Source organism: Streptococcus oralis, assembly GCF_021497945.1.
GTDB classification, from domain to species: domain Bacteria; phylum Bacillota; class Bacilli; order Lactobacillales; family Streptococcaceae; genus Streptococcus; species Streptococcus oralis_BR.
Map to the genome: position 1 here is coordinate 25,114 of NZ_CP046524.1, position 20,249 is coordinate 45,362.

Consider the following 20,249-nt stretch of genomic DNA (forward strand, 5'->3'; position numbering starts at 1 on the left):
GATGAAGATTATCTTTGTACGTCATGGGGAACCAGATTACCGTGAGTTAGAGGAACGTTCTTATACAGGTTTTGGGATGGATTTGGCCCCCTTATCTGAGAAGGGACGACAACAAGCTCAGGAACTTTGCCAAAATCCCTTACTACAATCAGCTAACTTACTAGTGACTTCAGCAGTAACGAGAGCTTTAGAAACAGCTTTTTATGTTTCTTGTGCTACTGGCCTCCCTTTGAGGGTGGAGCCTTTGTTACACGAATGGCAGGTTTATGAAAGTGGTATAGAGAATTTTGAAAGAGCTAGATGTCTGTTTTTAGAAAGCAAGGGGGAGTTGCTTCCTAATAGTTCTATTCAATATGAGACAGCTGCGGAGATGAAGTCTCGTTTTCTAGAATGCATGACTAAGTATCGAGAACATCAGACTGTGGTAGTTGTCGCTCATCGAATGCTCATGCGCCAGTTTGTACCTAATGAAAAAATTGATTTTTGCCAAGTGATAGAGTGTGAGATAGAGATTTAGAAAGAGGTTTATCATCGCAAAGAAAAAAGCGACATTTGTATGTCAAAATTGTGGGTATAATTCCCCAAAATATCTAGGGCGTTGTCCTAACTGTGGGTCTTGGTCTTCTTTTGTAGAAGAGGTTGAGGTTGCCGAGGTCAAGAATGCGCGTGTGTCCTTGACAGGTGAGAAAACCAAGCCCATGAAACTGGCTGAGGTGACTTCCATCAATGTCAATCGAACAAAGACGGATATGGAGGAATTCAACCGTGTGCTTGGAGGCGGAGTGGTACCAGGAAGTCTCGTCCTCATCGGTGGGGATCCAGGAATCGGGAAATCAACCCTTCTCTTACAAGTATCGACTCAGCTGTCCCAAGTAGGGACTGTTCTCTATGTCAGTGGGGAGGAGTCTGCTCAGCAGATTAAACTCCGTGCAGAGCGCTTGGGTGATATTGATAGTGAGTTTTATCTCTATGCAGAGACCAATATGCAGAGTGTTCGATCTGAGGTGGAGCGCATCCAACCAGATTTTCTCATCATCGACTCTATCCAGACTATTATGTCTCCTGAGATTTCAGGGGTGCAGGGGTCTGTGTCTCAGGTGCGTGAGGTGACCGCTGAGCTTATGCAGCTGGCTAAGACTAATAACATTGCCATTTTTATCGTAGGGCATGTGACCAAGGAAGGGACCTTGGCTGGTCCGCGTATGTTGGAGCATATGGTAGATACAGTGCTTTACTTTGAAGGGGAACGTCACCATACCTTTCGTATCTTGAGAGCAGTCAAAAACCGTTTTGGTTCCACTAATGAGATTGGCATCTTTGAGATGCAGTCGGGCGGATTGGTTGAGGTGCTCAATCCGAGTCAAGTTTTCCTAGAGGAGCGTTTGGATGGGGCTACTGGCTCGTCAATCGTTGTGACCATGGAAGGGACCCGTCCGATTTTAGCAGAAGTTCAAGCCTTGGTGACACCGACTATGTTTGGAAATGCCAAGCGTACTACGACAGGTCTTGATTTCAATCGTGCGAGTCTGATTATGGCTGTTTTGGAAAAACGGGCAGGGCTTCTCTTGCAAAATCAGGATGCCTATCTCAAATCTGCTGGTGGGGTCAAATTGGATGAGCCCGCTATTGATTTAGCCGTTGCAGTTGCTATTGCTTCGAGTTACAAGGACAAGCCTACCAATCCTCAGGAATGTTTTGTGGGTGAACTGGGCTTGACCGGAGAGATTCGGCGCGTGAATCGTATCGAACAACGTATCAATGAAGCGGCAAAACTGGGCTTTACCAAGATTTATGTACCCAAGAATTCCTTGACAGGAATCACTCCACCCAAGGAAATTGAAGTCATTGGTGTGACGACTATTCAGGAAGTTTTGAAAAAGGTCTTTGCATAATCCGTGACAAATCCTCTTAAAAATGATAAGATGGGAGAAATATTTGATTATCAAATTTTTGAGGAGGGAATCGTGTCGTATTTTGAACAGTTTATGAAAGCCAATCAGGCTTATGTTGCCCTACATGGGCAGTTAAATTTGCCACTTAAACCCAAAACCAGAGTAGCTATCGTGACCTGCATGGACTCGCGTCTACACGTTGCGCAAGCTCTAGGTTTGGCCCTTGGGGATGCTCATATCTTGCGGAATGCGGGTGGTCGAGTAACTGAGGACATGATTCGTTCACTGGTGATTTCCCAGCAACAAATGGGGACAAGAGAGATTGTGGTGCTTCACCATACAGACTGTGGAGCTCAAACCTTTCAAAATGAAAGTTTTCATGAACAGTTGAAACATGAGCTCGGAGTTGATGTGTCTGATCAAGATTTTTTACCATTCCAGAATGTTGAAGAGAGTGTGAGAGAGGATATGCAGTTACTTCGAGAATCTCCACTGATTCCTGATGATGTGGTTATTTCAGGTGCTGTCTATGATGTGGATACAGGAAGTATGAGAGAAGTATACTAACTTTGTCTCGAAAAAATTTCATCCTAGCATAAAATCGATTGTTAAAATGTAGGATTTTTAGTTTTAATATAGCTAATATAAAATAGTAAAAACGAGGGTATAAATGTTTGCTCTTGTTTTATTTTTGATTGAAAAATAAAGGAAAAAGCGCTACAATGGTAGATGGAAAATGTTGTGAAAAAAACAAGTGATACATAAATACCGGAGGAAATCATGTCTTTTTCTGATTTAAAGCTGTTTGCCCTTTCTTCAAATAGAGAATTGGCAGAGCGTGTGGCGCAAGAGATTGGGATAGAGTTGGGGAAATCGACTGTTCGCCAATTTTCAGATGGGGAGATTCAGGTCAATATCGAAGAATCAATCCGTGGAAAACACGTCTTTATCCTACAATCAACGAGCTCACCTGTAAATGACAATCTGCTCGAAATTTTGATCATGGTAGATGCCTTAAAGCGGGCTAGTGCAGAATCTGTCAACGTTGTCATGCCTTACTATGGTTACGCACGTCAGGATAGAAAAGCGAGAGCGCGTGAGCCAATCACAGCAAAACTTGTGGCAAATATGCTAGAAGTGGCTGGTGTGGATCGTTTGTTGACGATTGATTTGCACGCTGCGCAGATTCAGGGATTCTTTGATATTCCTGTGGATCACTTGATGGGCGCTCCATTGATTGCGGACTATTTTGAACGCCGTGGCATGGTTGGCTCTGACTACGTGGTTGTCAGTCCAGACCATGGTGGGGTGACTCGTGCTCGTAAGTTGGCAGAGTTTTTGAAAACTCCGATTGCGATTATTGACAAACGCCGTAGTGTAGACAAGATGAATACCAGTGAAGTGATGAATATCATTGGTAAGGTAGAAGGTAAGACTTGTATCTTGATTGACGATATGATTGATACAGCTGGAACTATTTGTCATGCGGCGGATGCTCTTGCTGAAGCAGGTGCTGTTGAAGTATATGCAAGCTGTACGCACCCAGTTCTTTCTGGGCCAGCTATGGACAATATCCAAAAATCAGCTATTAAGAAATTGGTTGTTTTGGATACCATTTACCTACCAGAGGGGCGTTTAATTGATAAGATTGAACAAATTTCGATTGCTCATCTTCTAGGCGATGCTATTATCCGTATCCACGAAAAACGTCCTCTTTCTCCTTTGTTTAGCATTGAGAAAAAGATTTAATCTTTCACTTGAAGTAGACAGAACTCCTAGCAGGTTTCTTTTCTTGCTAGGAGATTTTTATAGTCAAAATCTGCAAGCCTTTTCAAAATATGCTATACTGGGGGAAAAGGAGGATTTCTATGAGCCAAGAATTTATCAATCCAAGTGATGGTGTGATTCGTCAGTATCTGGCGACCAGTAAAACGTTAGCAGTAGTGGGTTTGTCTGACCGTGAGGAAACAACTAGCAATCGAGTGACTAAGGAGATGCAAGCTCGGGGCTATAAAATCATTCCAGTTAATCCCAAGGCTGCAGGTGGTGAAATTTTGGGAGAAAAGGCTTATGCGAGTCTAGCTGAGATTCCTTTTCCTGTAGATATTGTCAATGTTTACCGTCGCAGCGAGTTTCTGCCAGATGTGGCGCGTGATTTTCTCAAGGCTGATGCCAAGATTTTCTGGGCGCAATTAGGGCTTGAAAATCTAGAAGCGGAAGAAATCTTGCGTGCTGGAGGATGCGATGACATCGTGATGAATCGCTGTATTAAGAGAGAACATACTCGCTTAATTCTTGAGCAATAAAAAGGTAGCCCATGGCTACCTTTTGTGTTATAAAGTACCAATCAATGCTTGCATGCCAAGACTGGTGAGGATGATGGCAATCCAGCAAAGGGCTCCAAGAAGAATGGATTTTCCGCTGGATTTGATCATGGCTACTAGATTTGTTTTGAGACCGATAGCACTCATAGCCATGATAATGAGAAATTTGGAGAGTTGTTTGAGAGGGGTGAAGAAGCTACTAGACACACCGAGAGAGGTGAGAAGAGTCGTTAAGAGAGAGGCTAGGATGAAATAAAGTATAAAAAGTGGGAAGACTTTTTTCAGTTGGAAATCCTGGCTGTTTTTTTGCTGGCGGCTTTGCCAGTAGGAGAGAAAGAGAGTGATGGGAATGATTGCTAAGGTGCGCGTGAGTTTAACAATGGTTGCCGATTCGAGGGTATTGGTTTGGTAAAGACTGTCCCAGGAGCTGGCGGTGGCCGTTACAGAAGAAGTATCATTGACCGCAGTTCCTGCAAAGAGGGCAAAGCCGTCATTGGATAGGTGAAGCCAGGTTCCTAGAGTTGGAAAGATAAGTGCAGCTAAGACATTGAAGAAAAAGATAACGGAAATGGCTTGGGCTACTTCCTTTTCTTTAGCATGGATAACGGGTGCTGTAGCAGCAATGGCAGAGCCACCACAGATAGAAGATCCCACTCCAATCAAGGTTGCCAGTTTTGTGTCTAGTGCAAAGAAACGCTGGAAGAGGTAGGCGACAATCAAGGAAATTGAAATCGTTGATAGGATGACCGGGAGTGAAGTTTGTCCAACTGCGAAGACTTGCGAGATATTGAGACCAAAACCGAGTAAGATAACGGCATACTGGAGCAATTTCTTGGAACTAAAGGTCAACCCTGCGTCTAGTTGTTTATAGGGTGAGAGCCAGGGGTGTAGGAGCATTCCCGCAAAAATGGCAAAGACAGGTGCGCCCACAACGGGGAAAAATCCTCCCAGGAACCAAGATACGATAGAAATGAGAAGGCAGGCCAAGATTCCTGCTCCATTTTTTGATAAAAATGACATATAAACCTCCGAAAATAAGCACTTATTATTATAGTCCTGTCGAGAAGAAAAGTAAAACAAAAAGTGAAAAATGCGGGTTTCAGATGGATTTTGCGGTCAGGGAGCTTTTATAGTATAATAGTACTATGTTCTGTAAGCAAGGGGGGGATATCTATGGACTTAACCAAGCGCTTTAATAAACAGTTAGATAAGATTCAAGTTTCGTTGATTCGCCAATTTGACCAGGCTATTTCGGAGATTCCTGGGGTCTTGCGTTTGACCTTGGGGGAACCTGATTTTACAACGCCAGATCATGTCAAGGAAGCAGCCAAGCGAGCGATTGACCAGAATCAATCCTACTATACAGGGATGAGTGGTCTGTTAACATTACGTCAGGCAGCCAGTGATTTTGTAAAAGAAAAATACCAGCTAGATTACAATCCTGAAAATGAAATCTTGGTTACAATTGGAGCGACAGAGGCTTTATCTGCTACTTTGACAGCTATTTTGGAAGAGGGAGATAAGGTGCTCTTGCCAGCTCCTGCCTATCCAGGTTATGAGCCAATTGTCAATCTAGTTGGGGCAGAGGTTGTCGAGATTGATACGACTGAAAATGGTTTTGTCTTGACCCCTGAAATGTTGGAAAAGGCCATTTTGGAGCAAGGCGACAAGCTCAAGGCTGTCATTCTCAACTATCCGGCTAATCCGACAGGAATTACCTATAGTCGGGAGCAGTTGGAAGCCTTGGCAGACGTTTTACGCAAGTATGAGATTTTTGTTGTCTGTGATGAGGTTTACTCGGAATTGACCTATACAGGGCAAGCCCATGTATCTCTGGGAACGATGCTGAGAGACCAGGCTATTATTATTAATGGCTTGTCTAAATCGCATGCTATGACTGGTTGGCGTTTAGGCTTCATCTTTGCTCCTGCAGCTTTCACAGCTCAGTTAATCAAGAGTCACCAATATTTGGTTACTGCCGCAAACACTATGGCTCAACATGCTGCGGTGGAGGCTTTGACCGCTGGTAAAAACGATGCAGAGCCTATGAAGAAGGAATACATCCAGCGTCGAGATTATATCATCGAAAAGATGACTGCTCTTGGTTTTGAGATTATCAAACCAGACGGTGCCTTCTATATCTTTGCTAAGATTCCATCAGGCTACAATCAAGACTCCTTTGCTTTTCTGAAGGATTTTGCTCAGAAGAAGGCCGTTGCCTTTATCCCTGGCGCAGCCTTTGGGCGTTACGGAGAAGGCTATGTGCGTCTGTCTTATGCAGCCAGCATGGAAACGATCAGAGAAGCCATGAAACGACTTGAGGAGTACATGAGAGAAGCATGATTCAGTCTATCACGAGTCAAGGCTTGGTGCTCTACAATCGTAACTTTCGTGAGGATGACAAGCTAGTCAAAATTTTTACCGAGCAGGCAGGCAAGCGCATGTTTTTCGTCAAACACGCTGGCCAGTCCAAACTAGCTCCGGTTATTCAGCCCTTGGTGTTGGCACGATTTCTCTTGCGAATCAATGATGACGGGCTTAGCTACATCGAGGACTATCACGAGGTGATGACCTTTCCCAAGATTAATAGTGATCTCTTTGTCATGGCCTATGCAACCTATGTGGCTGCTCTTGCAGATGCTAGTTTGCAGGATAATCAGCAGGATGCTCCCTTGTTTGCTTTCTTGAGGAAGACTCTAGAGTTAATGGAAGCAGGCATAGATTATCAGGTTTTAACCAATATTTTTGAAATTCAAATCTTGACTCGATTTGGAATCAGCCTCAACTTTAATGAGTGCGTCTTTTGCCATCGGGTGGGTCAGGCTTTTGACTTTTCTTTCAAATATGGAGCTTGTCTTTGCCCAGAGCATTATCATGAAGATGAGAGACGTTGCCATCTGAATCCCAATATCCCTTATCTGCTCAATCAATTTCAAGCCATTGATTTTGAGACCTTGGAGACCATTTCGCTCAAGCCGGAAATCAAGCAAGACTTGCGCAAGTTTATAGACCAAATCTACGAAGAGTATGTTGGAATTCACCTAAAATCAAAGAAATTTATTGATTCCCTAGCAGACTGGGGACAATTACTAAAAGAGGAAGACAAATGAAAAAAATCGCAGTAGATGCTATGGGGGGCGATTACGCACCTCAAGCCATCGTTGAGGGTGTCAACCAAGCCCTTGCTGACTTTTCAGATATTGAGATTCAACTCTATGGAGATGAAAGTAAGATCAAGCAATATCTAACAGCGAGAGAGCGCGTCAGCATTATCCATACGGATGAGAAAATTGACTCAGATGATGAGCCGACAAAAGCAATCCGTAAAAAGAAAAATGCCAGCATGGTATTAGCAGCCAAGGCAGTCAAAGAAGGAGAGGCAGACGCCGTCCTCTCTGCTGGCAACACAGGTGCCTTGTTGGCTGCAGGATTCTTCATTGTAGGTCGTATCAAGAATATCGACCGTCCTGGACTCATGTCGACCTTACCGACCATTGATGGCAAAGGGTTTGACATGCTAGACCTTGGAGCCAATGCAGAAAATACAGCCCAGCACCTGCATCAATATGCTGTCCTAGGTTCCTTCTATGCGAAAAATGTTCGTGGGATTTCGAAACCACGTGTTGGTTTGCTCAACAATGGAACAGAAAGCAGCAAGGGTGATCCGCTTCGTAAGGAAACATACGACTTGCTAATAGCTGATCAAAGTTTGAACTTTGTCGGAAACGTGGAAGCGCGTGATCTGATGAATGGCGTTGCGGATGTTGTTGTGGCAGATGGTTTCACGGGAAACGCTGTGCTCAAATCTATCGAAGGGACAGCCATGGGTATCATGGACTTGCTTAAGACAGCTATCACAGGTGGTGGACTTCGAGCAAAACTTGGTGCTCTCCTTCTCAAGAATAGCCTTAAGGGTTTGAAAAAGCAGCTCAACTATTCAGATGTTGGAGGTGCAGTTTTGTTTGGCGTCAAAGCGCCTGTTGTAAAAACTCATGGCTCAAGTGATGCCAAGGCTGTGTACAGTACGATTCGTCAGATTCGTACCATGCTCGAAACAGACGTAGTTGCTCAGACTGCGCGTGAATTTTCAGGAGAATAAAAAGATGACAGAAAAAGAAATTTTTGACCGTATTGTGACCATTATCCAAGAGCGACAGGGAGAGGACTTTGTCGTAACAGAGGTCTTGAGTTTGAAAGATGACCTAGATGCGGACTCAGTGGACTTGATGGAGTTCGTCCTAACGCTAGAAGATGAATTTGGTATCGAAATCACTGATGAGGAAATCGACCAACTTCAAAGTGTAGCCGATGTAGTAGCGATTATTAAAGATAAAAAATAGCCAAAAGCAACATGCAAGTCATGTTGTTTTTTTGTTTGCAGAAAAAAGAAAAAGTTTAAAATTTTTAGTGGGAATTACGAATAAAGAGATAAGACAGAAAAAGGAGGACAGTTCATGTACATGCCAATATTGTATCCATGGTTCATTAAGTGGTTTTTAAAATAAAAATGAAATAGTTGTTCATTTTCGAATTGTTTTTCGAATAGATAGGTGAGAAGAAAAGAAAGGAGACTACGCGATGTATTTACCAATCTTATTGCCATGGTTTATCAAATGGTATTTAAAATAAAAGAAATTTACCTGTTCATTTTAAATCACTTCTCGAATAGATAAGTGAGAAGAAAAGGAAGGAGAGAAGAAAATGATTTCAGTTGTTTTTCCAATCTGGTTTTTAAAATGGTTTAAAGCCTAGAAATTGTAAACTAAAAAAATAAAAATAAAGGAGAAAAAGATGACAAATTTTGACAAAATGGAACAAAACTTTGTAGCTCTCACAGAAGAAGAGTTGATGGATGTGGATGGAGGAGCATGGCCGATTGTAGCTTGGGTGATTGCTAATCCTGTGACAGCAACTAAAATTGCTGGTGGAATTACTGCAGCAGGAATTGCAGGTTATAATTATGTGACGAGTAGATGGTAATAGAAGGAGGAGATGATATGGAAAAATCTATTTTAAAATTTGAAACAATGACTGAGACGGACTTGCAGGAAATTCAAGGGGGAGCCTTTCCCCTTCTTATCCCTGTGGCAGTCGGTTTTGTAAAAGGTTTTGTATATACAGGTGGAGCTATTTTAACAACTCGAGCACTCTTGTCAGGTAAATAGGAGTCTACCATGAAAAAATTCTTATTAGGATTTGCTGAGGGATATTTTATCGTATCACTCATTATCTATATCGCAACGTATTTGATTTTGAAAAATCCAATCAATACCTTGTTTTATCCAGAAACATATCCGATTCTACTTGGTTTGTTTTATCTAGGATATAAGTACAAAACAACAGAAAGTAAGAGTGGAAATTGATTGACCATCAGATTGGAGTTTGGGATGAAAGTTTTTCAGTTATTACGAAAAGCTTGGCCAGAGACCACTGTATTATTTGGCTCGATGGCTTATCTACTTATTAGAATCGTAGCTGATGTAAACAAAATAGACCTACCTAAATGGTTTGAGTATTTTGATATACCTACGATTTCATTATTCTTGATGACCTTTATCTTACTTTATAGAAGTGAAGAAAAAGATAACAAACGATGACAATATGAGTCTGATTTCTGTAGCTCCAGCATAAAAGCAATCTTGGAGTGTTAGACCGATGAATCGTAATCTACATTTAGTTAGGAAGGTGTCTGTATGTTAAAAAAGAAGTGATGTTATTAGGAGGGCTTCTACTAGTACGTATTGTGCTTTCTAGCATTCAAGTTTTAATGGACTATAAGTTATTACCAGGAAAGTATGGTGTAAATTTTATGGAGCTTTCAGAACTTTTGACCTATCCAGTTCTCATTTTAATTATTTACATAGCAGTAAAATACCATACTATCCAGAAAATAACGGCTAAAGAAGGAAATGAGGGCGAAAATGAATAAGATTTTAAAATCTATTCTTGTATTTGTTTTCCTGTTTTTAATGAATATTTTCATCTTTGGGATTCTAGCAACTCTTGGATTTCAGCTAACAATGAGTGAAAGTAGTTATATGGTGCCACCTGTGTTTGCGTTTATCGTTTTATACGCCATTCACAAAAGAAGTGGGAAAGGTAAGAAATCTGTGTAATTGAATGATTTAGGCAGGACTCTTGTCCTGCCTATTTTCTTTGGCAAAAAGTGCTGTTCAGGTGAGGATATTGTTTTTTCAGAAATAATTCCCTTATTTCTTCCTTGTTTGGTTAAAATAATCTTACAAAGTTTTTAAGAGATTGTTAGAAAAAAGGAGATAGATATGAAATTTGGGAAAAGACACTATCGCCCTCAGGTGGATCAGATGGATTGCGGCGTGGCTTCCTTGGCTATGGTATTTGGCTACTACGGTAGTTATTACTCCTTGGCTCGTCTACGAGAGTTGGCCAAGACGACCATGGATGGGACGACTGCTTTGGGTCTTGTAAAGGTAGCAGAGGAGCTTGGTTTTGAAACGCGGGCTATCAAGGCGGATATGACGCTCTTTGACTTGCCAGATTTGACCTTTCCCTTTGTGGCTCATGTGCTCAAGGAAGGGAAATTGCTCCACTACTATGTGGTGACAGGTCAGGATAAGAAGACCATCCATATCGCTGATCCAGATCCTGGTGTCAAGATGACCAAGATTTCCCGTGAGCGATTTGCGCAAGAATGGACAGGGATCAGTCTCTTTATGGCGCCATCTCCAGACTATAAACCCCATAAGGAGAAAAAACAGGGGCTCCTATCCTTCTTGCCAATCTTATTCAAACAGCGTGGCTTAATTACCAATATCGTCCTAGCGACACTCTTGGTGACCCTGATTAACATTGTAGGTTCTTATTATCTGCAGTCTATCATTGATAGTTACGTGCCAGACCAGATGCGCTCAACGCTGGGCATCATCTCTATTGGGCTGGTCATCGTCTATATCCTCCAGCAGATTTTGTCCTACGCGCAGGAATATCTCCTACTAATCCTTGGGCAACGCTTGTCGATTGACGTGATTTTGTCTTATATTAAGCATGTTTTTCACCTGCCAATGTCCTTTTACGCGACACGCAGGACAGGGGAAATCGTGTCTCGTTTTACAGATGCCAATAGTATCATCGATGCGCTGGCGTCGACCATTTTGTCTATCTTTTTGGATGTGTCGACGATTTTGATTATTTCGCTTGTCTTGTTTTCACAAAATATGACGCTCTTTTTCATTAGCCTGCTTGCACTTCCCATTTATACAGTGATTATCTTTGCCTTTATGAAGCCTTTTGAAAAGATGAATCGGGATACCATGGAAGCCAATGCGGTTCTGTCTTCTTCTATCATCGAGGACATCAACGGTATTGAGACCATTAAATCTTTGACTAGTGAAAGTTCACGCTATCAAAAGATTGATAAGGAATTTGTGACTTATCTGAAAAAATCCTTTACCTACAGTCGGGCAGAAAGCCAGCAAAAGGCTCTGAAAAAAGTTGCTCAGCTCCTGCTCAATGTTGCCGTTCTCTGGATGGGAGCAGTGCTCGTCATGGATGGCAAGATGAGTTTGGGCCAGTTGATTACCTATAATACCTTGCTTGTTTACTTTACCAATCCTTTGGAAAATATCATCAACCTACAAACCAAACTTCAGACAGCGCAGGTTGCCAATAACCGTCTGAATGAGGTTTATCTGGTAGCTTCGGAGTTTGAGGAGAAGAAAACGGTCGAAGATTTGAGCATGATGAAGGGAGATATAACCTTTAAGCAAGTCCACTATAAGTATGGCTATGGACGGGACGTCTTGTCGAATATCAATTTGACGATTCCGCAAGGCTCTAAGGTGTCTTTTGTGGGGATCTCAGGGTCAGGTAAAACCACCTTGGCCAAGATGATGGTTAACTTTTACGACCCAAGTCAGGGGGAGATTAGTCTGGGTGGTGTCAATCTTAATCAGATTGATAAAAAAGCCTTGCGCCAGCATATCAACTATTTGCCTCAACAGCCCTATGTCTTTAACGGAACGATTTTGGAGAATCTTCTCCTGGGAGCTAAGGAGGGGACGACACAGGAAGATATCTTACGAGCAGTTGAATTGGCTGATATTCGGGAGGATATCGAGCGCATGCCACTGAATTATCAGACAGAATTGACTTCGGATGGAGCAGGTATTTCTGGGGGGCAACGGCAGCGAATCGCTCTGGCGCGTGCTCTCTTGACGGATGCACCTGTCTTGATCTTGGATGAGGCGACTAGCAGTTTGGATATTTTGACAGAGAAGCGGATTGTGGATAAACTCATGGCTTTAGACAAGACCTTGATTTTCATCGCCCACCGCTTGACCATTGCTGAGCGGACAGAGAAGGTTGTTGTCTTGAATCAGGGCAAGATTGTCGAAGAAGGCACCCATGCAGACTTGCTTGCTCGAGGTGGCTTTTACGCCCATTTGGTGAATAGCTAGAAAGAGGAGAAGATGAAACCAGAATTTTTAGAAAGTGCGGAGTTTTACCATCGTCGTTACCATAATTTTTCCAGTCGGGTGATTTTACCTATGTCACTTCTACTCGTGTTTTTACTGGGATTTGCAGTTTTTGCAGAGAAGGAGATTAGTTTGTCTACCAGAGCGACTGTCGAACCTAGTCGGATCATTGCCAACATTCAGTCGACTAGTAATCAACGCATTGTGGGCAACTATCTGGAAGAAAACAAACTAGTCAAGCAAGGGGACCTACTCGTTCAGTACCAGCAAGGGGCAGAGGCTATCCAGGTTGAGGCATATGCCAGTCAATTGGAGATGCTAAAGGATCAAAAAAAGCAGTTGGGATATTTGCAATCCAGTTTGAAAGAGGGGAGTGATCAATTTCCAGAGGCGGATAAGTTTGGATATCAGGAGATGTTTAGAGATTATCTCAGCCAAGCGAATGGTCTAAGAAGTAATGTTTCTCAGCAAAATGAGACCATCGCGTCCCAGAATGCAGCAGCTAGTCAAACCCAAGCTGAAATCGGGAACCTCATCAGTCAAACAGAGGCTAAAATTCGCGATTACCAGATAGCTAAGTCAGCTATTGAAACAGGCGCTTCCTTGGCCAGTCAGAATCTGGCCTACTCTCTCTACCAGTCCTACAAGTCTCAGAGAGAGGAAAATCCGCAAGCTAAGGCTCAGGCTGTTGCACAGGTTGAAGCACAGCTTTCTCAGTTAGAATCAAGTCTTGCTACTTACCGTGTCCAGTATGCAGGTTCCGGAACCCAGCAAGCCTATGCGTCAGGCTTAAGCAGTCAACTGGAATCACTCAAATCTCAGCACTTAGTCAAAGTTGGCCAGGAATTAACTCTTCTAGATCAGAAAATTTTGGAGGCGGAATCGGGTAAGAAGGTACAGGGAGGTCTCCTCGACAAGGGGAAGATTACAGCAAGTGAGGATGGGGTGCTTCACCTCAATCCTGAGACTAGTGAATCTACGATGGTCGCAGAAGGAACCCTGCTAGCCCAACTCTATCCATCCTTGGAAAAAGAAGGAAAAACCAAACTCACAGCCTATCTCAGTTCAAAAGATGTTGCTAGAGTCAAGATTGGGGACTCTGTCCGTTATACTACAACTAATGATGCGAAGAATCAAATTTTCCTGGATTCCACGATTACAAGTATTGATGCGACAGCTACAAAGACTGAACAAGGAAATTTCTTTAAAATTGAGGCGGAGACCCATCTGACTTCTGAGCAGGCTGAAAAACTTCGCTATGGTTTAGAAGGCCGCCTGCAGATGATCACGGGAAAGAAAAGCTATCTCCGTTATTTTTGGGATCAATTTTTGAATAAAGGGTAATATTCGTGTTTTTCAGAGGATAAATGATTTTAAAACTGTAAGAAGAGTTCATCTTGCAGTTTTTCTTTACGCTTAAAACAGGAAAATGTTATTTATTCGTAAAAACCTTGAATTTTTCATGCTTTTGTGGTAGAATGTGCTCAAGTAAAACGAAAGGCGAACTTTAAAATGTCAAAACAACTGATCTATTCGGGAAAAGCCAAGGATATCTATACAACTGAGGATGAAAATCTCATTATTTCAACTTACAAGGACCAGGCGACTGCCTTCAACGGTGTCAAGAAGGAGCAGATTGCGGGCAAGGGAGTGTTAAATAATCAGATTTCATCTTTTATTTTTGAGAAATTAAATGCGGCTGGTGTAGCGACTCACTTTGTGGAGAAACTTTCGGACACGGAACAACTCAATAAAAAGGTTGAGATTATTCCTTTGGAAGTTGTGCTCCGCAACTACACGGCTGGTTCCTTTTCAAAACGTTTTGGCGTTGAAGAAGGTATCGCATTTGAGACTCCGATTGTCGAATTTTACTATAAAAATGATGATTTGGATGATCCCTTTATCAATGACGAGCATGTGAAATTCCTTAAAATTGCGGATGACCAGCAGATTGCTTACTTGAAGGAAGAAACCCGTCGTATCAATGAACTTTTGAAGGCTTGGTTTGCTGAGATTGGTCTTAAATTGATTGACTTTAAGCTAGAGTTCGGTTTTGACAAGGATGGCAAGATTATCTTGGCAGACGAGTTTTCACCAGATAACTGCCGTTTGTGGGATGCGGATGGTAACCACATGGACAAGGATGTTTTCCGTAGAGGACTCGGAGAATTGACAGATGTTTATGAGATTGTCTGGAAAAAGTTGCAGGGTTTGAAATAATCTGTTTACAAGACTCTCAAGGTCATTTGGGAACATTGTAAGAGCTGAAATAAAGGAATAAGAATTGATGGATAAACGTATTTTTGTTGAGAAAAAGGCTGATTTTCAGGTCAAGTCAGAGAGTTTGGTAAGGGAACTCCAGCACAACTTGGGACTGTCAACTTTGAAAAGTATTCGCATTGTGCAGGTTTATGATGTCTTTGATTTGGCAGAGGACTTGTTTGCACCTGCAGAGAAGCACATCTTCTCTGAGCAGGTGACTGACCATGTTTTAGATGAAGTAGCTGTGCAAGCGGATCTTGCCAACTATGCTTTCTTTGCTATTGAAAGCCTGCCAGGGCAATTTGACCAGCGTGCAGCTTCGTCACAGGAAGCCTTGCTTTTACTGGGAAGTTCGAGTGATGTGACAGTCAATACAGCCCAGCTTTACTTGGTCAATAAGGATATTGATGCGACTGAGTTGGAAGCGGTCAAGAACTACCTGCTCAACCCAGTTGATTCTCGTTTCAAGGACATCACGACAGGAATTGCCAAGCAGGAATTTTCAGAGTCAGACAAGACCATTCCAAAATTGACTTTCTTTGAAAGCTATACGGCAGAAGACTTTGCCCGCTACAAGGCCGAGCAAGGGATGGCCATGGAAGTGGATGATTTGCTCTTTATCCAAGACTACTTCAAGTCAATCGGGCGCGTGCCGACGGAAACAGAGCTCAAGGTTTTGGATACTTACTGGTCTGACCACTGCCGTCATACGACTTTTGAGACCGAGTTGAAACACATTGATTTCTCAGCTTCTAAATTCCAAAAGCAATTGCAAGCGACTTATGACAAGTATATTGCCATGCGTGATGAACTAGGTCGGTCTGAAAAGCCACAAACCTTGATGGATATGGCGACTATTTTTGGTCGTTATGAGCGTGCTAATGGTCGTTTAGACGATATGGAAGTGTCTGACGAAATCAATGCTTGCTCGGTCGAAATCGAAGTGGATGTTGATGGTATCAAGGAACCTTGGCTCCTCATGTTCAAAAACGAAACCCACAATCACCCAACGGAAATTGAGCCATTTGGTGGAGCGGCTACCTGTATCGGTGGCGCCATTCGTGACCCATTGTCAGGCCGTTCTTATGTTTACCAAGCCATGCGTATCTCAGGCGCGGGTGACATTACAGCGCCGATTTCAGAAACGCGCGCTGGGAAATTGCCACAACAGGTCATTTCTAAAACAGCGGCTCACGGTTATTCTTCGTATGGTAACCAAATTGGTCTGGCGACGACTTACGTTCGTGAGTACTTCCACCCAGGCTTTGTAGCCAAACGCATGGAGCTAGGTGCCGTTGTCGGTGCTGCTCCTAAGGAAAATGTAGTCCGTGAAAAACCGGAAGCCGGTGATGTGATTATTCTACTCGGTGGGAAGACTGGACGTGATGGTGTCGGTGGTGCGACAGGATCTTCTAAGGTTCAAACAGTTGAGTCTGTAGAGACTGCTGGAGCTGAGGTTCAAAAAGGGAATGCCATCGAAGAGCGCAAGATCCAACGCCTTTTCCGTAATGGCGATGTCACTCGTCTTATCAAGAAATCCAACGACTTTGGAGCAGGTGGTGTCTGTGTGGCTATCGGTGAATTGGCAGATGGTCTTGAAATCGACCTCAACAAGGTTCCTCTTAAATACCAAGGCTTGAATGGTACAGAAATTGCTATCTCTGAATCACAAGAACGGATGGCAGTTGTGGTGCGTCCTGAGGATGTAGATGCCTTCGTTGCAGAATGTAATAAAGAAAATATTGACGCGGTTGTTGTGGCAACAGTAACTGAAAAACCAAATCTTGTCATGCACTGGAATGGCGAAACGATTGTCGACTTGGAACGGCGTTTCCTTGATACCAATGGTGTGCGTGTCGTTGTCGATGCCAAGGTTGTGGACAAGGATGTCAAGCTCCCAGAAGAACGCACAACAAGCGCTGACACACTTGAAGCAGATACCCTTGCGGTTCTATCTGATCTCAACCATGCGAGTCAAAAAGGTTTGCAAACCATCTTTGACTGTTCGGTCGGTCGTTCAACGGTCAATCACCCACTTGGTGGTCGCTACCAACTCACACCAACTGAGGCATCTGTGCAGAAATTGCCAGTTCAGCACGGGGTGACTCACACTGCGTCAGTCATGGCCCAAGGATTCCATCCATATGTGGCAGAATGGTCTCCATACCATGGTGCTGCTTATGCGGTTATTGAAGCAACTGCTCGTTTAGTGGCTGCTGGTGCAAACTGGTCCAAGGCTCGTTTCTCATACCAAGAATATTTCGAGCGGATGGACAAACAAGCTGAGCGTTTTGGTCAGCCAGTAGCGGCTCTTCTAGGTTCTATCGAAGCACAAATCCAGCTTGGCTTGCCATCTATCGGTGGTAAGGACTCTATGTCTGGTACTTTTGAAGAATTGACCGTACCACCAACCTTGGTCGCCTTTGGGGTGACAACAGCAGATAGCCGGAAGGTGCTCTCTCCAGAGTTCAAGACTGCTGGTGAAAACATCTACTACATCCCAGGTCAAGCTCTCTCCGCAGAGATTGATTTTGACTTGATTAAGTCTAACTTTGCTCAGTTTGAAGCCATCCAAGCTGATCACAAAGTAACATCTGCATCAGCTGTTAAATATGGTGGTGTCCTTGAAAGCTTGGCTCTTGCTACTTTTGGGAACCATATTGGTGCAGAGGTGACCTTGCCTGAACTTGAAACAGCCTTGACTGCTCAATTGGGCGGATTTGTCTTCACATCTCCTGAAGAAATCGCTGGAGTAGAGAATATTGGACAAACGAAAGCAGACTTTACACTCGTTGTCAACGGTGTGAAGCTAGATGGACACAAACTTGACAGTGCCTTCCAAGGGAAACTGGAAGAAGTTTACCCAACAGAATTTGCTCAATCTAAAGAATTGGCTGAAGTGCCAGCTGTCGCTTCTAACGCAGTCATCAAAGCCAAAGAAACTATTGAAAAACCGGTGGTTTACATCCCAGTATTCCCAGGAACCAACTCGGAATATGATTCAGCCAAGGCATTTGAAAAAGAAGGTGCAGAAGTCAACTTGGTGCCATTCGTGACCTTGAATGAAGAAGCCATTGTCAAGTCAGTTGAAACCATGGTTGACAATATCGGCAAGGCAAACATTCTCTTCTTTGCAGGTGGATTCTCAGCTGCGGATGAACCGGATGGATCAGCTAAATTTATCGTGAATATCTTGCTCAATGAAAAAGTGCGTGCAGCCATTGATAGCTTTATCGCTCGTGGTGGTTTGATCATCGGTATCTGTAATGGATTCCAGGCCTTGGTCAAATCAGGTCTTCTTCCATATGGAAACTTTGAAGATGCTAACAGTACCAGCCCAACCCTCTTCTACAATGATGCCAACCAGCACGTGGCCAAGATGGTGGAAACTCGGATTGCCAATACCAACTCACCATGGTTGGCTGGAGTACAAGTGGACGATATCCATGCCATTCCAGTATCGCACGGTGAAGGGAAGTTTGTTGTGACGACTGAGGAATTCGCTGAGCTCCGTGACAATGGACAAATTTTCAGTCAATACGTTGACTTTGACGGCAAACCAAGTATGGATTCTAAGTACAATCCGAATGGTTCTGTAAATGCCATCGAAGGAATTACCAGCAAGAACGGCCAAATCATCGGTAAAATGGGACACTCAGAACGTTATGAAGACGGTCTCTTCCAAAACATCCCAGGAAATAAAGACCAGCACCTGTTCGCGTCGGCTGTGTGTTATTTCACAGGGAAATAAAAGGTATAAAAAATGACATACGAAGTAAAATCTCTTAATGAAGAATGTGGTGTTTTCGGTATCTGGGGACATCCAGATGCTGCTAAATTAACCTATTTTGGTCTCCACAGTCTTCAGCACCGTGGTCAGGAGGGGGCGGGAATCCTCTCCAATGATCAGGGGCAATTGAAGCGTCATCGTGATATGGGGCTTCTATCAGAAGTGTTCAGAAACCCAGCTAATTTGGATAAACTGACTGGAACGAGCGCGATTGGGCATGTTCGTTATGCGACTGCTGGTGAAGCTTCTGTGGATAACATCCAGCCCTTCCTTTTTCGCTTTCATGATATGCAGTTTGGACTTGCTCATAACGGAAACCTGACCAATGCTGAATCGCTCAAGAAAGAATTGGAACAAAGAGGAGCTATTTTCAGTTCAACTTCGGACTCGGAAATCTTGGCCCACCTCATTCGTCGGAGTCACAATCCGAACTTGATGGGTAAAATCAAAGAGGCGCTCAGCCTTGTCAAAGGTGGATTTGCTTATATCCTGCTGTTTGAGGACAAGTTGATTGCTGCGCTTGATCCTAATGGTTTCCGTCCGCTTTCTATCGGAAAAATGGCCAACGGAGCGGTGGTGGTTTCGTCTGAAACCTGTGCCTTTGAAGTCATTGGTGCCGAGTGGATTCGTGATGTGAAACCAGGGGAGATTGTAATCGTAGATGACAATGGGATTCAGTACGATAGCTATACGAATGATACCCAGTTGGCGATTTGCTCTATGGAGTATATCTATTTTGCCCGTCCTGATTCTAATATTCATGGTGTCAACGTTCATACCGCTCGCAAACGTATGGGAGCGCAATTAGCGCGTGAATTTAAGCATGAGGCAGATATTGTGGTCGGTGTGCCCAATTCTTCACTCAGTGCAGCTATGGGATTTGCAGAAGAATCTGGTCTGCCAAATGAAATGGGTCTCATCAAAAACCAATACACGCAACGCACCTTTATCCAACCGACTCAAGAATTGCGGGAGCAAGGGGTGCGGATGAAACTGTCTGCTGTTTCGGGCGTTGTCAAAGGCAAACGTGTGGTCATGATTGATGATTCCATTGTTCGTGGGACAACCTCTCGCCGTATCGTTCAGCTTTTGAAAGAAGCGGGGGCTTCTGAAGTTCATGTTGCTATTGGCAGTCCAGCGCTAGCTTATCCATGTTTTTACGGGATTGATATCCAGACGCGTCAGGAGCTGATTGCGGCCAATCATACGGTCGAAGAAACTCGCCAAATCATTGGTGCGGATAGCCTGACCTATCTTTCTATTGAAGGCTTGATTGATTCTATTGGGATTGAAACAGATGCGCCAAACGGTGGTCTTTGTGTCGCTTACTTTGACGGCGACTACCCAACTCCTCTCTACGACTATGAGGAAGACTATCGTAGAAGTTTGGGGGATAAGACCAGTTTTTACAAATAGACGGATAAAGACTCTCCATGAAAGGAAAGGAAGAGAAGATGACAAATAAAAATGCTTATGCTCCACGTCTCGCTACTGACTAAAAGCTAAAGCATTTGTCAGTAGACGCTTT

The 20,249-nt window shown here is 43.4% G+C and carries 21 protein-coding genes; 20 read left to right on the forward strand and 1 reads right to left on the reverse strand.

Annotated elements, in window-relative coordinates; genetic code table 11:
* Window position 1: 1 nt before the first annotated feature.
* From GOM47_RS00135 to GOM47_RS00155, 5 genes are all read left to right on the forward strand, one after another.
* Entirely contained in the window at window positions 2–517 is a 516-nt protein-coding gene (locus GOM47_RS00135) for a histidine phosphatase family protein (protein WP_000691243.1), read from the forward strand.
* Window positions 518–530: 13 nt separating this feature from the next.
* On the forward strand, window positions 531–1,892 hold the full coding sequence (radA, locus tag GOM47_RS00140) for a DNA repair protein RadA (protein ID WP_414930294.1): 1,362 nt from the start codon (window positions 531–533) through the stop codon (window positions 1,890–1,892).
* Window positions 1,893–1,964: 72 nt separating this feature from the next.
* Complete coding sequence (locus GOM47_RS00145) at window positions 1,965–2,459, forward strand: beta-class carbonic anhydrase (RefSeq protein ID WP_235080686.1); 495 nt, start codon at window positions 1,965–1,967, stop codon at window positions 2,457–2,459.
* A gap of 213 nt (window positions 2,460–2,672) precedes the next feature.
* The gene (locus GOM47_RS00150) at window positions 2,673–3,641 is read left to right on the forward strand and encodes a ribose-phosphate diphosphokinase (RefSeq protein WP_235080687.1); all 969 of its coding nucleotides are present in this window, start codon (window positions 2,673–2,675) and stop codon (window positions 3,639–3,641) included.
* A gap of 119 nt (window positions 3,642–3,760) precedes the next feature.
* Window positions 3,761–4,198, forward strand: coding sequence for a CoA-binding protein (locus GOM47_RS00155; protein ID WP_033583537.1), 438 nt, complete (start codon window positions 3,761–3,763; stop codon window positions 4,196–4,198).
* 27 nt (window positions 4,199–4,225) lie between these two features.
* On the opposite strand, the gene GOM47_RS00160 is transcribed toward GOM47_RS00155, so the two are convergent.
* Window positions 4,226–5,236: a YeiH family protein gene (locus GOM47_RS00160; protein WP_235080688.1), complete on the reverse strand. Its 1,011-nt coding sequence runs from the start codon at window positions 5,234–5,236 to the stop codon at window positions 4,226–4,228.
* Between the two features lie 153 nt (window positions 5,237–5,389).
* Between GOM47_RS00160 and GOM47_RS00165 the strand changes: the two genes are divergently transcribed.
* The 15 genes from GOM47_RS00165 to purF all read left to right on the forward strand — a co-directional run bounded on the left by GOM47_RS00165 (window position 5,390) and on the right by purF (window position 20,137).
* A complete protein-coding gene (locus GOM47_RS00165; RefSeq protein ID WP_235080689.1) occupies window positions 5,390–6,559 on the forward strand; it encodes a pyridoxal phosphate-dependent aminotransferase in 1,170 nt (389 codons plus the stop codon).
* On the forward strand, window positions 6,556–7,326 hold the full coding sequence (recO, locus tag GOM47_RS00170; RefSeq protein WP_235080690.1) for a DNA repair protein RecO: 771 nt from the start codon (window positions 6,556–6,558) through the stop codon (window positions 7,324–7,326). The genes GOM47_RS00165 and recO overlap by 4 nt, the downstream gene beginning before the upstream one ends.
* Window positions 7,323–8,315 carry a phosphate acyltransferase PlsX gene (gene plsX, locus GOM47_RS00175; protein ID WP_235080691.1) on the forward strand — a complete coding sequence of 331 codons (993 nt, stop codon included), beginning with the start codon at window positions 7,323–7,325 and terminating at the stop codon, window positions 8,313–8,315. Before recO ends, plsX begins: the two co-directional genes overlap by 4 nt.
* Window positions 8,316–8,319: 4 nt before the next feature.
* Window positions 8,320–8,556, forward strand: coding sequence for an acyl carrier protein (locus GOM47_RS00180; RefSeq protein WP_235080692.1), 237 nt, complete (start codon window positions 8,320–8,322; stop codon window positions 8,554–8,556).
* Between the two features lie 451 nt (window positions 8,557–9,007).
* Window positions 9,008–9,196, forward strand: coding sequence for a class IIb bacteriocin, lactobin A/cerein 7B family (locus GOM47_RS00185; protein ID WP_235080693.1), 189 nt, complete (start codon window positions 9,008–9,010; stop codon window positions 9,194–9,196).
* Window positions 9,197–9,213: 17 nt separating this feature from the next.
* Window positions 9,214–9,381 carry a class IIb bacteriocin, lactobin A/cerein 7B family gene (locus tag GOM47_RS00190; protein ID WP_173259486.1) on the forward strand — a complete coding sequence of 56 codons (168 nt, stop codon included), beginning with the start codon at window positions 9,214–9,216 and terminating at the stop codon, window positions 9,379–9,381.
* Between the two features lie 9 nt (window positions 9,382–9,390).
* Entirely contained in the window at window positions 9,391–9,579 is a 189-nt protein-coding gene (locus tag GOM47_RS00195; protein ID WP_235080694.1) for a hypothetical protein, read from the forward strand.
* A 24-nt stretch (window positions 9,580–9,603) separates the two neighbouring features.
* Window positions 9,604–9,813: a bacteriocin immunity protein gene (locus GOM47_RS00200; RefSeq protein ID WP_235080695.1), complete on the forward strand. Its 210-nt coding sequence runs from the start codon at window positions 9,604–9,606 to the stop codon at window positions 9,811–9,813.
* A gap of 113 nt (window positions 9,814–9,926) precedes the next feature.
* Window positions 9,927–10,145 carry a hypothetical protein gene (locus tag GOM47_RS00205; protein WP_235080696.1) on the forward strand — a complete coding sequence of 73 codons (219 nt, stop codon included), beginning with the start codon at window positions 9,927–9,929 and terminating at the stop codon, window positions 10,143–10,145.
* Window positions 10,138–10,332 (forward strand): hypothetical protein, encoded by a 195-nt coding sequence (locus tag GOM47_RS00210; protein ID WP_235080697.1) that lies wholly within the window; start codon window positions 10,138–10,140, stop codon window positions 10,330–10,332. Before GOM47_RS00205 ends, GOM47_RS00210 begins: the two co-directional genes overlap by 8 nt.
* Window positions 10,333–10,497: 165 nt before the next feature.
* Entirely contained in the window at window positions 10,498–12,651 is a 2,154-nt protein-coding gene (gene comA, locus GOM47_RS00215; RefSeq protein ID WP_235080698.1) for a peptide cleavage/export ABC transporter ComA, read from the forward strand.
* A 12-nt stretch (window positions 12,652–12,663) separates the two neighbouring features.
* Window positions 12,664–14,013 carry a competence pheromone export protein ComB gene (gene comB / locus GOM47_RS00220; RefSeq protein ID WP_235080699.1) on the forward strand — a complete coding sequence of 450 codons (1,350 nt, stop codon included), beginning with the start codon at window positions 12,664–12,666 and terminating at the stop codon, window positions 14,011–14,013.
* A 168-nt stretch (window positions 14,014–14,181) separates the two neighbouring features.
* Window positions 14,182–14,889, forward strand: coding sequence for a phosphoribosylaminoimidazolesuccinocarboxamide synthase (gene purC, locus GOM47_RS00225; protein WP_235080700.1), 708 nt, complete (start codon window positions 14,182–14,184; stop codon window positions 14,887–14,889).
* Window positions 14,890–14,956: 67 nt separating this feature from the next.
* Window positions 14,957–18,682 carry a phosphoribosylformylglycinamidine synthase gene (locus GOM47_RS00230; RefSeq protein WP_235080701.1) on the forward strand — a complete coding sequence of 1,242 codons (3,726 nt, stop codon included), beginning with the start codon at window positions 14,957–14,959 and terminating at the stop codon, window positions 18,680–18,682.
* A gap of 12 nt (window positions 18,683–18,694) precedes the next feature.
* Window positions 18,695–20,137 carry an amidophosphoribosyltransferase gene (purF, locus tag GOM47_RS00235; protein WP_084921538.1) on the forward strand — a complete coding sequence of 481 codons (1,443 nt, stop codon included), beginning with the start codon at window positions 18,695–18,697 and terminating at the stop codon, window positions 20,135–20,137.
* Window positions 20,138–20,249: the final 112 nt, after the last annotated feature.